13 protein-coding genes are annotated in these 12,699 nt (G+C 65.8%); 2 read left to right on the top strand and 11 right to left on the bottom strand.

The window, feature by feature from the left end; translation table 11 throughout:
- Window positions 1-59 precede the first annotated feature (59 nt).
- Window positions 60-2,516 (top strand): DUF1631 family protein, encoded by a 2,457-nt coding sequence (locus tag AACH87_RS14975; protein ID WP_338795281.1) that lies wholly within the window; start codon window positions 60-62, stop codon window positions 2,514-2,516.
- A 90-nt stretch (window positions 2,517-2,606) separates the two neighbouring features.
- On the opposite strand, the gene AACH87_RS14970 is transcribed toward AACH87_RS14975, so the two are convergent.
- From AACH87_RS14970 to AACH87_RS14920, 11 genes are all read right to left on the bottom strand, one after another.
- A complete protein-coding gene (locus AACH87_RS14970) occupies window positions 2,607-3,959 on the bottom strand; it encodes a TAXI family TRAP transporter solute-binding subunit (RefSeq protein ID WP_338795279.1) in 1,353 nt (450 codons plus the stop codon).
- Between the two features lie 128 nt (window positions 3,960-4,087).
- Window positions 4,088-5,080: a P1 family peptidase gene (locus tag AACH87_RS14965; RefSeq protein ID WP_338795278.1), complete on the bottom strand. Its 993-nt coding sequence runs from the start codon at window positions 5,078-5,080 to the stop codon at window positions 4,088-4,090.
- Between the two features lie 44 nt (window positions 5,081-5,124).
- Complete coding sequence (locus AACH87_RS14960) at window positions 5,125-5,595, bottom strand: copper-binding protein (protein WP_338795276.1); 471 nt, start codon at window positions 5,593-5,595, stop codon at window positions 5,125-5,127.
- The gene (locus AACH87_RS14955) at window positions 5,592-6,119 is read right to left on the bottom strand and encodes a DUF411 domain-containing protein (RefSeq protein ID WP_338795275.1); all 528 of its coding nucleotides are present in this window, start codon (window positions 6,117-6,119) and stop codon (window positions 5,592-5,594) included. The genes AACH87_RS14960 and AACH87_RS14955 overlap by 4 nt, the downstream gene beginning before the upstream one ends.
- 20 nt (window positions 6,120-6,139) lie before the next feature.
- Complete coding sequence (locus tag AACH87_RS14950) at window positions 6,140-6,637, bottom strand: cupredoxin family protein (RefSeq protein WP_338795274.1); 498 nt, start codon at window positions 6,635-6,637, stop codon at window positions 6,140-6,142.
- 13 nt (window positions 6,638-6,650) lie between these two features.
- Complete coding sequence (locus AACH87_RS14945; protein ID WP_338795273.1) at window positions 6,651-8,048, bottom strand: copper oxidase; 1,398 nt, start codon at window positions 8,046-8,048, stop codon at window positions 6,651-6,653.
- Window positions 8,049-8,050: 2 nt separating this feature from the next.
- A complete protein-coding gene (locus AACH87_RS14940; protein ID WP_338795272.1) occupies window positions 8,051-9,535 on the bottom strand; it encodes a TolC family protein in 1,485 nt (494 codons plus the stop codon).
- Window positions 9,532-9,930, bottom strand: a complete 399-nt coding sequence (locus AACH87_RS14935) for a hypothetical protein (RefSeq protein WP_338795271.1) — start codon at window positions 9,928-9,930, stop codon at window positions 9,532-9,534. The genes AACH87_RS14940 and AACH87_RS14935 overlap by 4 nt, the downstream gene beginning before the upstream one ends.
- 100 nt (window positions 9,931-10,030) lie before the next feature.
- Window positions 10,031-10,516: a hypothetical protein gene (locus AACH87_RS14930; protein ID WP_338795270.1), complete on the bottom strand. Its 486-nt coding sequence runs from the start codon at window positions 10,514-10,516 to the stop codon at window positions 10,031-10,033.
- 52 nt (window positions 10,517-10,568) lie between these two features.
- A complete protein-coding gene (locus AACH87_RS14925) occupies window positions 10,569-11,204 on the bottom strand; it encodes a YitT family protein (RefSeq protein ID WP_338795269.1) in 636 nt (211 codons plus the stop codon).
- A gap of 161 nt (window positions 11,205-11,365) precedes the next feature.
- On the bottom strand, window positions 11,366-12,022 hold the full coding sequence (locus tag AACH87_RS14920) for a cation transporter (RefSeq protein ID WP_338795268.1): 657 nt from the start codon (window positions 12,020-12,022) through the stop codon (window positions 11,366-11,368).
- A 93-nt stretch (window positions 12,023-12,115) separates the two neighbouring features.
- Between AACH87_RS14920 and AACH87_RS14915 the strand changes: the two genes are divergently transcribed.
- Window positions 12,116-12,586: a Cd(II)/Pb(II)-responsive transcriptional regulator gene (locus AACH87_RS14915; protein ID WP_338795267.1), complete on the top strand. Its 471-nt coding sequence runs from the start codon at window positions 12,116-12,118 to the stop codon at window positions 12,584-12,586.
- Window positions 12,587-12,699: the final 113 nt, after the last annotated feature.

Raw genomic sequence — 12,699 nt, 5'->3', positions numbered from 1 at the left:
GTATACGCTTACACCTCGAGTAGGATTGCAACTGGAAACTCCTATTTCTTCCACTCACCATGTCTCAGGCAGCGTCCCGTTCGAGAACTGTTTTTCGCGCCTGCGTCGTCAGTGCCGTGCGCGAAGGCGAGACGGTCATGGAGAAATTGCTGGAAGTCACGCGCAACGCGCTGACCCAGGAGGAGTCTTCAGTTCGCAACATCCAGCAGCGCAACACCATCAGTGACGCGCTGGGCATCTTGCGCCAGCATGAGGCGGCCATGGTCAAGGGCTACCCTATGGCGCTGCTGGAGATATTTGCCGAAGGGCCTTCCAACGCCAAGTCATCACGTCCTGCCGACGAATCCGGCATGGACTTTGGCGAGCTCTCCCTCATGGACGAGAGCGAGATGCAGGACCAGGTGGAGCTCTCGCGCGCGCAGCAGCTGGCAGTGCACGCCACGGAGGCTGTGCTGGCAGAACTCAACACCCTGGTGAGTTCTGCGCAAGGGCTGCGTAGCGTTCAGCCAGAGCGCAACCCTCTACGTCCCGAAAACTACATTCGTGCTCTGCAGCGGGTTGTTTCCGAAACCGGTGCCCCTCCAGAGGTGCGCCAGTTGTGGATGCAGCACATGCGTGGCTTGTTGGGCAAGCTGCTTGAGAGTGAATACAAGCGCATGGCCAAGACCTTGCGCGAGCAAGGCGTCGAGCCCGTGGGCTATGCGGTGCTGGGTTCCCCCTCGGGTGGGCGCACAGGATATGGCGCTGCGCAAGGCATGGGCACCGGCTATGGCGGTGGCTATGCCACGGGCTACGGCCAAGGCAGCGGTTACGGTGGCAACACCGGTTACGGCGGTACCACGGGATACGGTCGTGCCTATTCGGGCCAGACGGGCTGGCAGGGCGAACCCGTCATGCAGCAGCCGCTGCCGGTAGAAGCTGAAGAGGCCATCCTCACGGTGGGCATCCTGCGGCAGATGCTGGCGGGTGGTGATCCCTTTGATCCGCGAAGCTACGGTGGCGCCCCCTCGCAGTCCGGGCAACTGCCGCCCGGGGTGCAGGCTCAGGTGCCACAGGCCGCCTGGGTGGGGGGTGCGGTTGCTGTGCCCACGGGGCCTGCAGTGATGACCCCTGCCTATGGCGCGATCCCGTCAGTGGCGGCGGACGCCATGGAAGATATGGCCCAGCTGGAGCGTCTGGTCAACCGCCTTGCCGGTGGGAGCCAGAATGCGCCTTTGTCTGCATGGCGCACGCCTACCCAATTGGGGCAGCCCATCTACACCGTGCCTTTTGTGGCCCCTACAGAGTCACCTGCAGTGGCGGCTGATGTGGTGGGGAGAATGATGGTTGCGTTGGCCCAGGATGGGCGCCTGCTGCCCCCGATTCAGCAGGCGGTGCAGACCCTGGAGCCCGCACTCAAACAGCTGGTGCGGTTTGATCCGCGATTCTTTACCGATACCGCTCATCCGGCGCGGCGTCTGCTTGACGAGGTGACCCAGCGCAGCCTGGCCTTCAAAACGGAAGATGCCCCCGGTTTCGCCCAGTTCGTGAGACTGGTCAATGAGGCCGTGACCCATCTGGCAGCCAGCCAGATCAAGGATGCAACGCCTTTCGAGAAAGTGCTCAAGGCGCTTTACTCCGCATGGGAAACGCAGGAACAGCGGCTGAAGGCGCGCGAGGCAGCTGAGCAGAGGGCCCGGCAGCGCACGCAGCAGCGGGCCATGCTGGCAGAAAAGATTGCCACCGATATTCGCAAGCTGCCCGACATGGGCAACGTGCCGCCTGATGTGCTGGATTTCGCTGCAGGTCCGTGGGCCGATGTAGTGGCGCTTGACCAGGTGACCCATGCGGACAGCGGGCAAGACGACCCGGGCGGGTACCTCGCCTTGGTGCCCATGCTGCTGTGGAGTGCCCAGCCAGAGCTCACCCGTTCTGAGCCAGAGCGGCTGACGCAGGCCATTCCCGACATGCTGGCCAAGCTGCGTGAGGGCTTGCAGACCATCAAGTACCCGGCAGAAAAGACCAGCGCCTTTCTGGAGCGTCTGGTGGCTTTGCACCAGTCCGCTTTTGAAATGCCCATGCCCTCAGGCACCTCGATACCGCTTCCGCAGGAGGACGCCTTCGCTGATGCACCTGACAGCATGGGCTCCGAAATGCCTGCGGAAGACAGCTGGCAGGCAGCGCTGGACAGCGAAGCCGCAGGTGTTGACAGTACAGTGGCCGAGGTGTCACCCAACGCAGAAGCGGGCGATGCTCCTGCAGACCCGTTTGCCAATTTTGTGATTGGTGCCTGGGTCGAAATCATTTCCAACCAGAAGGCTGTGCGCACTCAGCTTACCTGGGCCAGCCCGAATGGCACGCTGTTCCTGTTCACATCACCGGACGGGAGCACCCAGTCCATGACACGTCGCATGCGCGACAAGCTGGCCAGCGAAGGGGCCTTGCGGGTGGTGAAGGTCAAGACCTCGTCACGCAGCGCCAACACGGTACCTGCGGGCTTGCCACGCGCTGCGGCAAAGGTGGCAAAAAGGTCTTGAGCAGGCTTTCCGCCTGCCTGCGATGTCGTGGCTGGAGGAGGACTGACGCTGCGGCTGCACGCAGCTTTGCTATGCCAGCCCCATAGCAGATCAGGTTGCTGCTGCCGCTTCCTCGCCCGTTTGCGCCCGCAGCAGTTTTTTGCGCACCAGGTGGATGTGGTTGCGCAGCGCGTACAGCTCATCTGCATACGAAAGTGGCACCGTGATTTTTTCAACCTGGGCTTCCAGTGCGTCCAGTGCCTTGAGCATGGCCGGGTGTTTGTCTGGCTCAGACTCCACCGTGTCTTCAATCTCCCGCAGGCGGCCATACCAGCGGAACACCCTGGATCGCACTCTGAACTGGTACAGCGGCGGCACGATGCGCGACAAGGGCAGCAGGGTGGCCAGCAAAATACCCAGCACCAGCCACATGCGCTCGATCAGGTTCGCCATCCAGAAGGGCAGGTAGCGTTGCATCATGGGGATGGGCTCGTTGATGGCCCGCTCTCCCTCCTTGGCAATCGGCAATTCGCTATGGCGCATGTTCGGAAATTCCCGCGCCCGGTTGAACCAGCCGGGGTTGCTGTGCAGGCGCTGCGCATTCTGGGCAAACAGGGTGAGGAGGGCTGGATGGGTGGAGTCCCGCGCCAGCAGGGATGTGGTGGACGCCACCATGCGCACATCGCGCGCGGGCACGTTGGTGGCCAGATCCACCACGCCGCGCGGCAACGTGACTGGGGAGAGAAATGGGAAGCGCCGCGCATAGGCCTCGTGCTGGGCGATGTCCAGCAGCTGCACCCCGGGCGTTTGCAGCAGCATCTGCACCATCAGCGACTCGGGGGCAGACGCGAACACCAGCGCATCCAGCCGACCGGCCAGAAAGTCCACCGTGGCCGGGGTTTCTTCCAGCCGCGACATGACGACAGCCCCTTTGTCCAGCCGGTTGGCTTCGAGCAGCTTGTCCATCAGCGTAGGGACACCGCTGCCTTCCGAGCCGACGTTGACCCGCATGCCGCGTAGCTGCCGCAGGCTGTCCAGACGATGGCGCTCATGCATGCGCAACGCAGCCTCGGTGCGGTAGAAGATCCACACCGGCTCCACGAACAGGTTGCCCAGGGACACGAGGGTGTCCGGATCGTCCGGCTGCAGCTCTGCAGTTCCGCCCTGCACAAAAGCCAGGTCGGCCTGCCCATCCCGCAGCAACTGCAGGTTGGCTGAAGAGCCCTCGCTGGGCAGCAGGCGCACCTCAATGCCCTCAGCCGCCAGCGCCTTCTGGTAGCGCTTGCCAAATTCTTCGTAGGCACTTTGCGCTGGGCCGGTGGCCAGGGTGACGGTTTTGGGGGGCGTGGGGTTGAGCCACCAGTAGGCCAGCACCAGCAGCCCCACGGCCAGGAAAGCCAGCGGCCCTGCGGACAGCAGCAGATCACGCAAAGACAGCAGCGTGGAGCGAAGGGCGCGGGACATGCGGGAATTCATACAGAGAAAGAAGGGGACGCGTGATCGAGGGGAGGGGGGCCGATGGCCCGTGTTGCACTGAGGGATGGGGACGAGGCTGGCCCCCACAGGCCGTGTAATCCACGGAGGCTGGGGATTCAGCCCCGCAAGTCTGCCATGCACGGCAGCCACAGCCCGTCCGCGGTTGTGACAGAACGTGCCGCCCGCACGGCCTGGGCGGTGGCGCGTGCCGTGGCCTCGGCTGCCATGGTGCCCAGCACCATCATGCCGGGGTGCTGCGTGGCCCTGCCGGTGCCCAGAGCAAATACTGTGTCCCCGTCACTCATGGTGTGCACAGGGTTGATGCTGCGCGCCAGCCCATCGTGGGCCACCACGGCCAGCCTGTGGGCCTGCGTCTTGGTGATCGGCGCGTCTGTGGCCACCACGGCCAGCGTGGTGTTGGTGCCTGCCAGCAGCGGCTGGGGTGCCGCCCCGGCCAGCAGGGCGCGGCGGGTGTCGCGCAGTTGCAGGCCGTCTTCGGTGCGGGCTCCGGCCAGAACCTGGGCGGTGTCCGGGTCCAGCACATCGCCCAGTGCGTTGCAGGCCACCAGCGCTCCCACCGTGACGCCGCCCACCGTCACTGAGGCCGTGCCAATGCCGCCCTTCATGGCATGGTGTATGCCAAAAATTTTGCCCACCACGGCACCCGCCCCTGCGCCCACGTTGCCCTGTGCCGGGTCGGCGGTGGAAGCCGCTTCGCAGGCGGCGTAGCCCGCCGCAGCGTCCGGGCGGATGCGCATGTCGCCCACCAGCAGGTCAAACAGCACGGCTGACGGCACGATGGGCAGACGGCCCACTGCCACGTCCAGCCCCACACCGCGCTCCTCCAGCCAGCGCACTGCACCCGTGGCGGCCTCAAGCCCCCAGGCGCTGCCGCCCGCCAGCATGATGGCGTGCACGCGCTCGACCAGGTTGGAGGGGTGCAGAAGATCCGTCTCTCGCGTGCCGGGCGCTGCGCCGCGCACGTCCACCCCGGCCACAGCGCCTTCCCGGGCGATGACCACGGTGCAACCCGTGGGACGGCGGCTGTCGGTGTGGTGACCTACCTCAATCCCCGCCACGCGGGTGATGCTGCCAAAGTCTGTGTTCATGGCCTGATTATGGGTGGCGGCGGCTCTCCTCAGGCGTCAGCAAGCTACCTCGATGCTGCCGGGGCCACATGCGTCAGCACATACGCCCCCTGCAGCTGCTCGGCCCTGAAGCGCACCTTCATGCCGGGTTGCAGTGCGCTGCCCTGGTCTGCGTTCTGCACCTTGAACACCATGGTCATCGGGGGCATGCCCAGGTTGGCGATGGGGCCGTGGCGCAGGGTGACCTTGCCGGTGCGTGCATCCCAGCGCAGCACCTCGCCTTCGCTCAGTTCGGCTTCGGTGGCTTGCGCTGGGGTTGAGGGTGCTGCCCCCGGTGCAGCCGTCTGCGCTGTGGAGGTGGCATGACCGTCATGCGACTCGCCATGGTCGTGGTCGTCCCCCGCAAAAGCTGCGGTTGCGCTCAGCATGCACAAGGTGATGAGGCCTGTGCGCAGACCTTGCTGGGGGTCGGCCTTGGAGGCCTTGGAATGGGGCAGGGGATCGGGCACAGCCCGCGAAGAGAAGTAGGAAATCATGTGGATGCTTTCTTCTGGACTGGATAGCTTTTGAACACGCGGGTGCTGCCGTCATGGGCGACCAGCAGCACGTCGTAGGGATCTTTGCGCCCGCCGTACACAGCGCCATCCATGCCGGGGGAGCCCGCGGGCATGCCCGGTACGGCAAGACCCAGGGCCTTGGGCTTTTGCTCCAGCAGGGTGCGCACATCGCTGGCGGGCACATGCCCTTCCACCAGGTAGCCGCCCACCAGCGCGGTGTGGCAGGACCCCAGCTTTTGCGGCAGGCCCAGTCGGGCGCGCACGGCGTTGTTGCCTGTCGCATGCACTTTCACGGCAAAGCCGTTGGCCTGCATGTGGTCTACCCAGTCTTGGCAGCAGCCGCACTGGGGCTCTTTCCAGACCTCTACCGGAACGGAGGCCGGTGCGGCAGCCTTTGCCAGGCGTGGTGCTAAAACTGCGGCAAGGCCAGCACCCAGCAGGGGCAGAGTGGTGGCCAGCCATTGGCGGCGGTGGGAAAGTCTGGCGGAGTGGTCTGAGGTCATGGGCGTGTCTCCTGAAAAAGTCATGGTTTACGCGGCTGCACGGTGATCGTGCCCGTCATGCCCGCCTGGTAGTGGCCTGCAATGAGGCATGCAAACTGGAACGTGCCGGGGCGGTTGAACTGCCACACGATGTCGCCCCTTTGGCCGGGGCTCACATGGGCCATGTAGGGTTCGTCGTGCTCCATGCCGGGGTGCTTCTGCATCATTTCGGCGTGCTGGTCCAGGTCGGCCTGGGTGCCGATGACGATCTCGTGCATCACCTGGCCCCGGTTTTCTGCCCGCAGGCGCACGGTTTCACCTTCGCGCACCTCGATGTGGCGGGGTGCAAAGCGCATGTCGTCGCTCATGCGGACGGTGATGGTGCGGGTGGCCGCAGGGGCATCGCCCGCAACGCCCCAGGCTTTTTGTTCCTTCACCACTGCGGCAGGGTGGCTCGCATGCGGCGCATTTTCATGGCCAAAAGTGGCTCCAGCGCTCATCAATAAAGCGCAGGCAGCTATTAAATTGATAGTTTTCAAGGCAGTCTCCTGGTCAATGCTGGTGGCCACCATCGGCCGGTTTGCGCGCGCTGGGCGCGGCGGGGGCGGTGCCGGGGGCGTCGGTGCGTGCAGGGCGTGGTGTTTGCGCGGGGGCACCTTGCCACTCGTAGGCCAGGGTGCCCGGTGGGTGCGGAAAATCACCGGGGTCACGGTAGTCCCCGGCGGCCAGGTCTGCGCGCACCTTGAGCGTGGTGAACATGCCGCCCATCTCCAGCGGGCCGAACGGGCCCGTACCGGTCATCATGGGAAAGGTGTTCTCAGGCAAGGGCATCTCCATCGCACCCATGTCCGCCATGCCGCGCTCGCCCATCACCATGTAGTCGGGCACGATTTTCTGAATCTTGCCCACCAGCCCTTTGTGGTCCACGCCGATCATGGTGGGCACGCCGTGGCCCATCGCACCCATGGTGTGGTGGCTCTTGTGGCAGTGCAGGGCCCAGTCGCCCGGCTCGTCGGCAATGAACTCGATCTGCCGCATCTGGCCCACGGCCACGTCGGTGGTCACCTCGGGCCAGCGGGCGGTGGGGGGCACGGGGCCGCCATCGGTGCCGGTCACCTCAAACTCATGGCCGTGGATGTGGATGGGGTGGTTGGTCATGGTGAGGTTGCCCATGCGGATGCGCACGCGCTCGCCACGGCGCGCCACCAGCGGGCTGATGGCAGGGAACACGCGGCTGTTCCAGCACCAGATGTTGTGCTCCAGCATGGTGTTGACCTTGGGGGTCTTGCTGCCCGGCTCCACATCAAAGGCGTTGATGAGGAAGGCGTAGTCGCGCTGCACTTTGGCGATGTGCGGGTGCTGGGCCTTGGGGTGGGTGATCCACAGGCCCATCATGCCCATGGCCATCTGCACCATCTCGTCGGCGTGTGGGTGGTACATGAAGGTGCCTGGGCGGCGCGCCACAAATTCGTACACGAAGGTCTTGCCCGGCTGAATGGCGGGCTGGGTCAGGCCACCGACGCCGTCCATGCCATTGGGCAGGCGCTGGCCGTGCCAGTGGATGGTGGTGTGCTCCGGCAGCCGGTTGGTGACGAAGATACGCACGCGGTCGCCCTCCACCACTTCGATGGTGGGGCCGGGGCTTTGGCCGTTGTAACCCCACAGGTTGACGAAAAAGCCCGGCGCTACCTCGCGCACCACGGGCTCGGCTACCAGGTGGAATTCTTTGACGCCCTGGTTCATGCGCCAGGGCGTGGTCCAGCCGTTCAAGGTGACTACGGGGTTGTAAGGGCGGCCTGTGGGCGGGTGCAGCGGCCCGGCCGTGTCTGCACTGCCGTGGCTGGCGGGCTCGGGCAGGGCGGCCAGGGCCACGCGGCTGACCGAGGCAGCGGCAATAGCTGTAGTGGCGGCAGCGGTGGCAGCCCCTGAGAAAAATTGGCGTCTTTGCATGGTCAGTGGCCTTGGGGGTTGGAGGATGCAGCGGGGGCTGCGCTGAGGCTCTGCAGCGCACCGGGCGATGTGCCGGTGAGGGCCAGTTGCAGATCGGTTTCTGCCAGCCAGAAGTCGCGCTGGGCTTCGATGGCATTGGCTACGGCCTGGGTGCTGGTGCGGGCTTCGGCCAGCAGGTCCCACACGCTAGCCAGCATGCCGTTGTAGCGCAGGGTGGTTTCCTCGGCGATGAGCTGGCGCAGGGGCACCACCTCAGCCTGCTGCTGGCGTGCCACATCTAGCGCGGTGCGGTAGGTGAGCCAGGCGGCGCGCACCTCGCTGCGGGCGCGCACGGCGGTGTCCTGCAACTGCGCGGCGGCCTGCTCGGCTTGGGCCTGTGCGCGGGTGCGGGCTGCACCGCCCCAGTCCAACAGGGGCACGGGCAGCTCCAGCTCCCAGCCGCGTTGCGTGTCGCGGTGGCCGCTGTCCCGCTCGGTGGTGGTGTTGCGCTGGTAGGCCAGGCCGATGTCTCCAAACACCGCCCCTGCGCGGCTCCAGCCCAGGCGCTGGGCCTGGGTGTCCAGCGCGCGGCGGGCGGCTTGCACATCCAGCCGTTCGCGCAGGGCAGTGGTTTCGATGCCGTCTGCAGGCAGGGCAGCTGCGGGCAGCGGGGGCAGTTGTTGGGCCAGACGCACCGGCGTCTGGCTGCCCCACAGCCCCAGGGTGCGGTGCAGTTCCTCGCGTGCGGTGGCCGCCGCCAGCCGGGCTTGTGCGCGCTGGCGTGTGGCATCTTGCAGCACGGCCTGCTCGCGTGCCCATTGCAGGCGGCTCCAGTTGCCCACGCGGGCCATGCGCTGGGCCAGCTCGGCCCCGGCTTCTGCGGCCTCCACCATACGGTCGTGGGTGGCGGCAATCTGCTCTGCCGCTACCGCACGCAGCCACGCCCGCCGGGCTTGGGCCGCCAGGGTCACCACGTCTTGTGCGGCCTGCAAGGTGGCTATCTGCATCCGCTCAGCCTGCCGTGCCGTGCGCCAGGGCAGGGTGATCAGATCCATCAGGCTAAAGGCCAGGCTGCGCTCTATCGCGCGTTCATGGCTGTTGGTCAGCCGCCCCAGCGTCACGTGCGGGTTGGGCAGGGTGATGGCCTGCACACGCTCTGCATCGGCCACGCCCAGTGCGGCCAGCCGGGCTTGCAGGCCGGGGTTGTTGAGCAGCGCAATGCGCACGGCGCTGTCGGCGGTCAGCGGTTCGGCCAGCCAGCGCTGCACGGATTGCCGGGCTGCGTTCTGTGCCGCCTCCTGGGCGGCGGGGTCTGCCGGGGTGGGCGGGGGCAGAGCGGCATCCACCCCGGCTGTGCGGCCTGCGGCAAGGCGTGCCACATCACTTCGCAGGCCGTCGGGCGATACGCTGGCGCAGCCTGCCAGCAGGGTCAGCGCTGTCAGTGAACTCAGCGCAGCACTGTGGCGGTGCCGCGCACCCGGGTGGGGGGGCTGGTGAAGTGGCTTCATCGTGTGCCTCCGTGGTGGTGCATGTGGGTGTTGCCTTGCCCGCCGCTGTTTGGGTGATGAGGGTGGGGGCTTGCAGCGGAGGGCTTGGCGGCAGGGGGCTTGCCAGCCTGCGCGGCCTCCCACGCCACGATGTCGGCGTGGCCCCGGGGGAACGCTGCCACGGCTTCGTTGGCCTGTGCCCATGGCGTGTCGGGGGCCGGCGGCTGCAGCCCTGTGGTTGTTGAAGGCACATGCACCAGCGGGTCTGTGGGCGCTTCAGGGCGGGCGGCGTGCGCTGCGGCGGCAGGCTGTGCCGTGGCCCAGGGGGCCAGGCTGCTCAGGGCCAGGGTGGCGGCCCACTGGGCGGCTTGGGGGGCAATAGATAACGCAAATATTCGAGATGGAAGGGCGCGCATCGCGGTCTCCGGACAACGGACAAGTCATTGCGCTGCATGACCGCACCCGCTAGCAGGCCAGCAGGGCAGCACATTGCAGACGCACTTTGGGCGTCGGAGATCAGGCGATGGGTGGCTTGATGGCCAGCGCAGCGGACGCGCTGTCAAACCGTGCGATGGGGGCGGGCTGGAGCGCCCCGCTCAAGGGCAGGGCGGGGGTGTCTGCCATCGGCGCATCCAGCATGGCCGAGTGGCAGATCTCGCAGGCAGAACAGGTGCTGCCGTGTTCGTGCGCGCTGCAGTCGGCTCCCTCTGCGCAATGCGAAGCTGCTGGGGTCAGCGAATCCGCTTGCGCATGGGCTGCGTGCGTTGCGTGGTCGTGGTGGTCCTGGGCGTCATGCTCGGCATGTTCGGCATGTTCGGCATGTTCGGCATGTTCGGCATGTTCGGCATGTTCGTGGGCTGCCGATGGCGCTGCAACGGGGGGCACTATCTGGGTCGCCATCCGGGTCGCCAGCGGCTGCAAGATGCCTGCGGCCATGGCGGTGCCCGTGAGGCCCCTCAGGACCAGCACCACCATCAAAACAAAAAACAGGCCGCGACGCATGGGGGAATGATACGGGCAGGAGGGGAAAGGTTCCGTCCTCCAGTATGTGGACTTAGACGGCCATGTAGCGGCCTGGCCGGTGGTTCATGGCCAGCACCAGGTTCAGCGCCACGGCCCCGGCAATGGACCACAGCACGCGCAGGGGCTCCACCATCCACAGGGCCAGCAGCACAATGCAGCAGTCCACGGCCATCTGCACCTTGCCTGCGCGCCAGCCATAGCGGTCTTGCAGGTACAGCGCCAAAATGCCCACGCCGCCTAGGCTGCAGCGGTGGCGGAACAGCACCAGGAACCCGGTGCCCGTGATCAGGCCCCCGGCAATGGCCGCATACAGCGGCTGCAGTTGCGCAAACTGCAGCAGGTGGGACTGCACTTCGGTCATTAGCGACAGCAGCAGCACCGCGATGAACGTTTTGACGGTGAACGCCTGCCCCAGCTTGCGCAGCGCCAGCCAGTAAAACGGAAGGTTCAGCACGAAAAAGATCTTGCCGAACCCGATGCCTGTGGCGTAGTGCAGCAAAAACGCCAGCCCGGCCGTTCCGCCAGTGAGCAGCCCTGCGCTGGTGAAAAACGCCACCCCCACAGAGATCAGCAGCACGCCGGTGAAGATGGCGACGGCGTCTTCCGTCAGGCTATGGGGAACAGCCACAGGAGGCGGCGTGACAGGGGCGGCGGGCGAACGGGACATTGCGGCGAAAAACAAAATGGAAACCAAAGACCGAATTGGACCATGCAAGCGCCATGCCCGGCGTTGTGGTGCATCAACCTTGGCAGCAGCGGGTGGTGCGCCGCCGCTGCCAGCAGGGTTGCACTCCACCTTTTGCTTCAAAAAGCATAGCTGCCTGCGCTTTATTTCAGAGCGCTAGCCACGGTTTGGGTCTTGGATACCTTCAATTCTTGCAAGGCTTGCCGCACCACCGCCCAGCCGCCCGTGATGGCCAATCCTGCCATCACCGTGGCGACCACCAGGTCAGGCCAGCCGCTGCCCGTGCCAAACACGCCCAGCGCCGCCAGCATCACGGCCACGTTGCCCAGGGCGTCGTTGCGGGTGCACAGCCACACGCCGCGCATGTTGGCATCGCCATCACGCCACGCATACAGCAGCACGGCCACGCCCAGGTTGGCGGCCAGCGCCAGCAGGCCGATGGAGCCCATGGTGATGGGCTCGGGCGTGATGCCTTGCCAGGCACCCCAGGCCACGCGGCCCACCACGAAGATGCCGAACGCCAGCATGCTGGCCCCTTTGACCAGTGCGGCACGGGCCCGCCAGGCCAGGGCCATGGAGAGCACCCACAGCGAGAGGCCGTAATTGGCGGCATCACCCAGAAAGTCGATGGCATCAGCCAGCAGCGAAGCCGAGCCCGAGCGCATGCCCGCGCCCATCTCCACCATGAACATGGCGGCATTGACGATGAGGGCAATCCACAGGACGCGACGGTAGCGTGGATCGGTGCTGCCCGCAGGGGCGTGGTCATGGCAATGGTCGTTATGGCAGTGGACAGACATGGTGTTCTCCGCAGGTCGAAGAGGCTTCAATAGATCGGATATAGATCGGATGGCATGATTGGAAACCTTGAAGTCACTCGAAGGTCAAGCCTTATGAACCAGAACACTGCGGCCTATCGCATTGGTGAGGCGGCCCGGCAGTCGGGCGTGTCGGCTGCCAACATCCGCTACTACGAAAAGGAGGGCCTGTTGCCGCCGGGTGCCCGCAGCGACAACAGCTACCGCCTGTACTCCGCAGACGATGTGCACCGCCTGCGCTTCATCCGCCTGTGCCGGGCCATGGACATGTCGCTGGACGAGGTGCGTACCCTGCTCGCGCTGGACCTCACGCGGCGGGAGGACTGCCACGCTGCCTGCGTCACGCTGGACGAGCACCTGCAGCATGTGCGCACCCGCCTGGCCGAGCTGCAGGCGCTGGAGGTGGACCTGCTGGCCCTGCGCAGCCGCTGCGATGGCACCGACGCGCAATGCCACATCATCGAAGCCCTGCACCAGCGCGCCGATGCGCAGCCCCTGAGCGATGGGCAGCCCACCGCCGCCGGGCCAGGAAAACGGCATGTGTAAATGCTGTTCCAGTCATCTGCCGCAGACGGCTGCGTGACACACTGTTTCATCAGTGCGGTAGCCTTGAGTTTGTTGTGATTTTGCTCTGTTTTTGATAGCTTCTTGCGCTTGAT

Source organism: Acidovorax sp. DW039, from assembly GCF_037101375.1.
Taxonomy (GTDB): domain Bacteria; phylum Pseudomonadota; class Gammaproteobacteria; order Burkholderiales; family Burkholderiaceae_C; genus Acidovorax.
Note: the sequence above shows the minus strand (reverse complement) of the source record. Positions and strands in the feature narration are given on the sequence as shown.

What these genes read in the sequence shown, in the direction of transcription:
- AACH87_RS14975 (WP_338795281.1), top strand. Translation starts at nt 60, where the DNA reads ATGTCTCAGGCAGCGTCCCGTTCGAGAACTGTTTTTCGCGCCTGCGTC.
- AACH87_RS14970 (WP_338795279.1), bottom strand. Translation starts at nt 3,959, where the DNA reads ATGTCCCGCGCCCTTCGCTCCACGCTGCTGTCTTTGCGTGATCTGCTG.
- AACH87_RS14965 (WP_338795278.1), bottom strand. Translation starts at nt 5,080, where the DNA reads ATGAACACAGACTTTGGCAGCATCACCCGCGTGGCGGGGATTGAGGTA.
- AACH87_RS14960 (WP_338795276.1), bottom strand. Translation starts at nt 5,595, where the DNA reads ATGATTTCCTACTTCTCTTCGCGGGCTGTGCCCGATCCCCTGCCCCAT.
- AACH87_RS14955 (WP_338795275.1), bottom strand. Translation starts at nt 6,119, where the DNA reads ATGACCTCAGACCACTCCGCCAGACTTTCCCACCGCCGCCAATGGCTG.
- AACH87_RS14945 (WP_338795273.1), bottom strand. Translation starts at nt 8,048, where the DNA reads ATGCAAAGACGCCAATTTTTCTCAGGGGCTGCCACCGCTGCCGCCACT.
- AACH87_RS14940 (WP_338795272.1), bottom strand. Translation starts at nt 9,535, where the DNA reads ATGAAGCCACTTCACCAGCCCCCCCACCCGGGTGCGCGGCACCGCCAC.
- AACH87_RS14935 (WP_338795271.1), bottom strand. Translation starts at nt 9,930, where the DNA reads ATGCGCGCCCTTCCATCTCGAATATTTGCGTTATCTATTGCCCCCCAA.
- AACH87_RS14930 (WP_338795270.1), bottom strand. Translation starts at nt 10,516, where the DNA reads ATGCGTCGCGGCCTGTTTTTTGTTTTGATGGTGGTGCTGGTCCTGAGG.
- AACH87_RS14925 (WP_338795269.1), bottom strand. Translation starts at nt 11,204, where the DNA reads ATGTCCCGTTCGCCCGCCGCCCCTGTCACGCCGCCTCCTGTGGCTGTT.
- AACH87_RS14920 (WP_338795268.1), bottom strand. Translation starts at nt 12,022, where the DNA reads ATGTCTGTCCACTGCCATAACGACCATTGCCATGACCACGCCCCTGCG.
- AACH87_RS14915 (WP_338795267.1), top strand. Translation starts at nt 12,116, where the DNA reads ATGAACCAGAACACTGCGGCCTATCGCATTGGTGAGGCGGCCCGGCAG.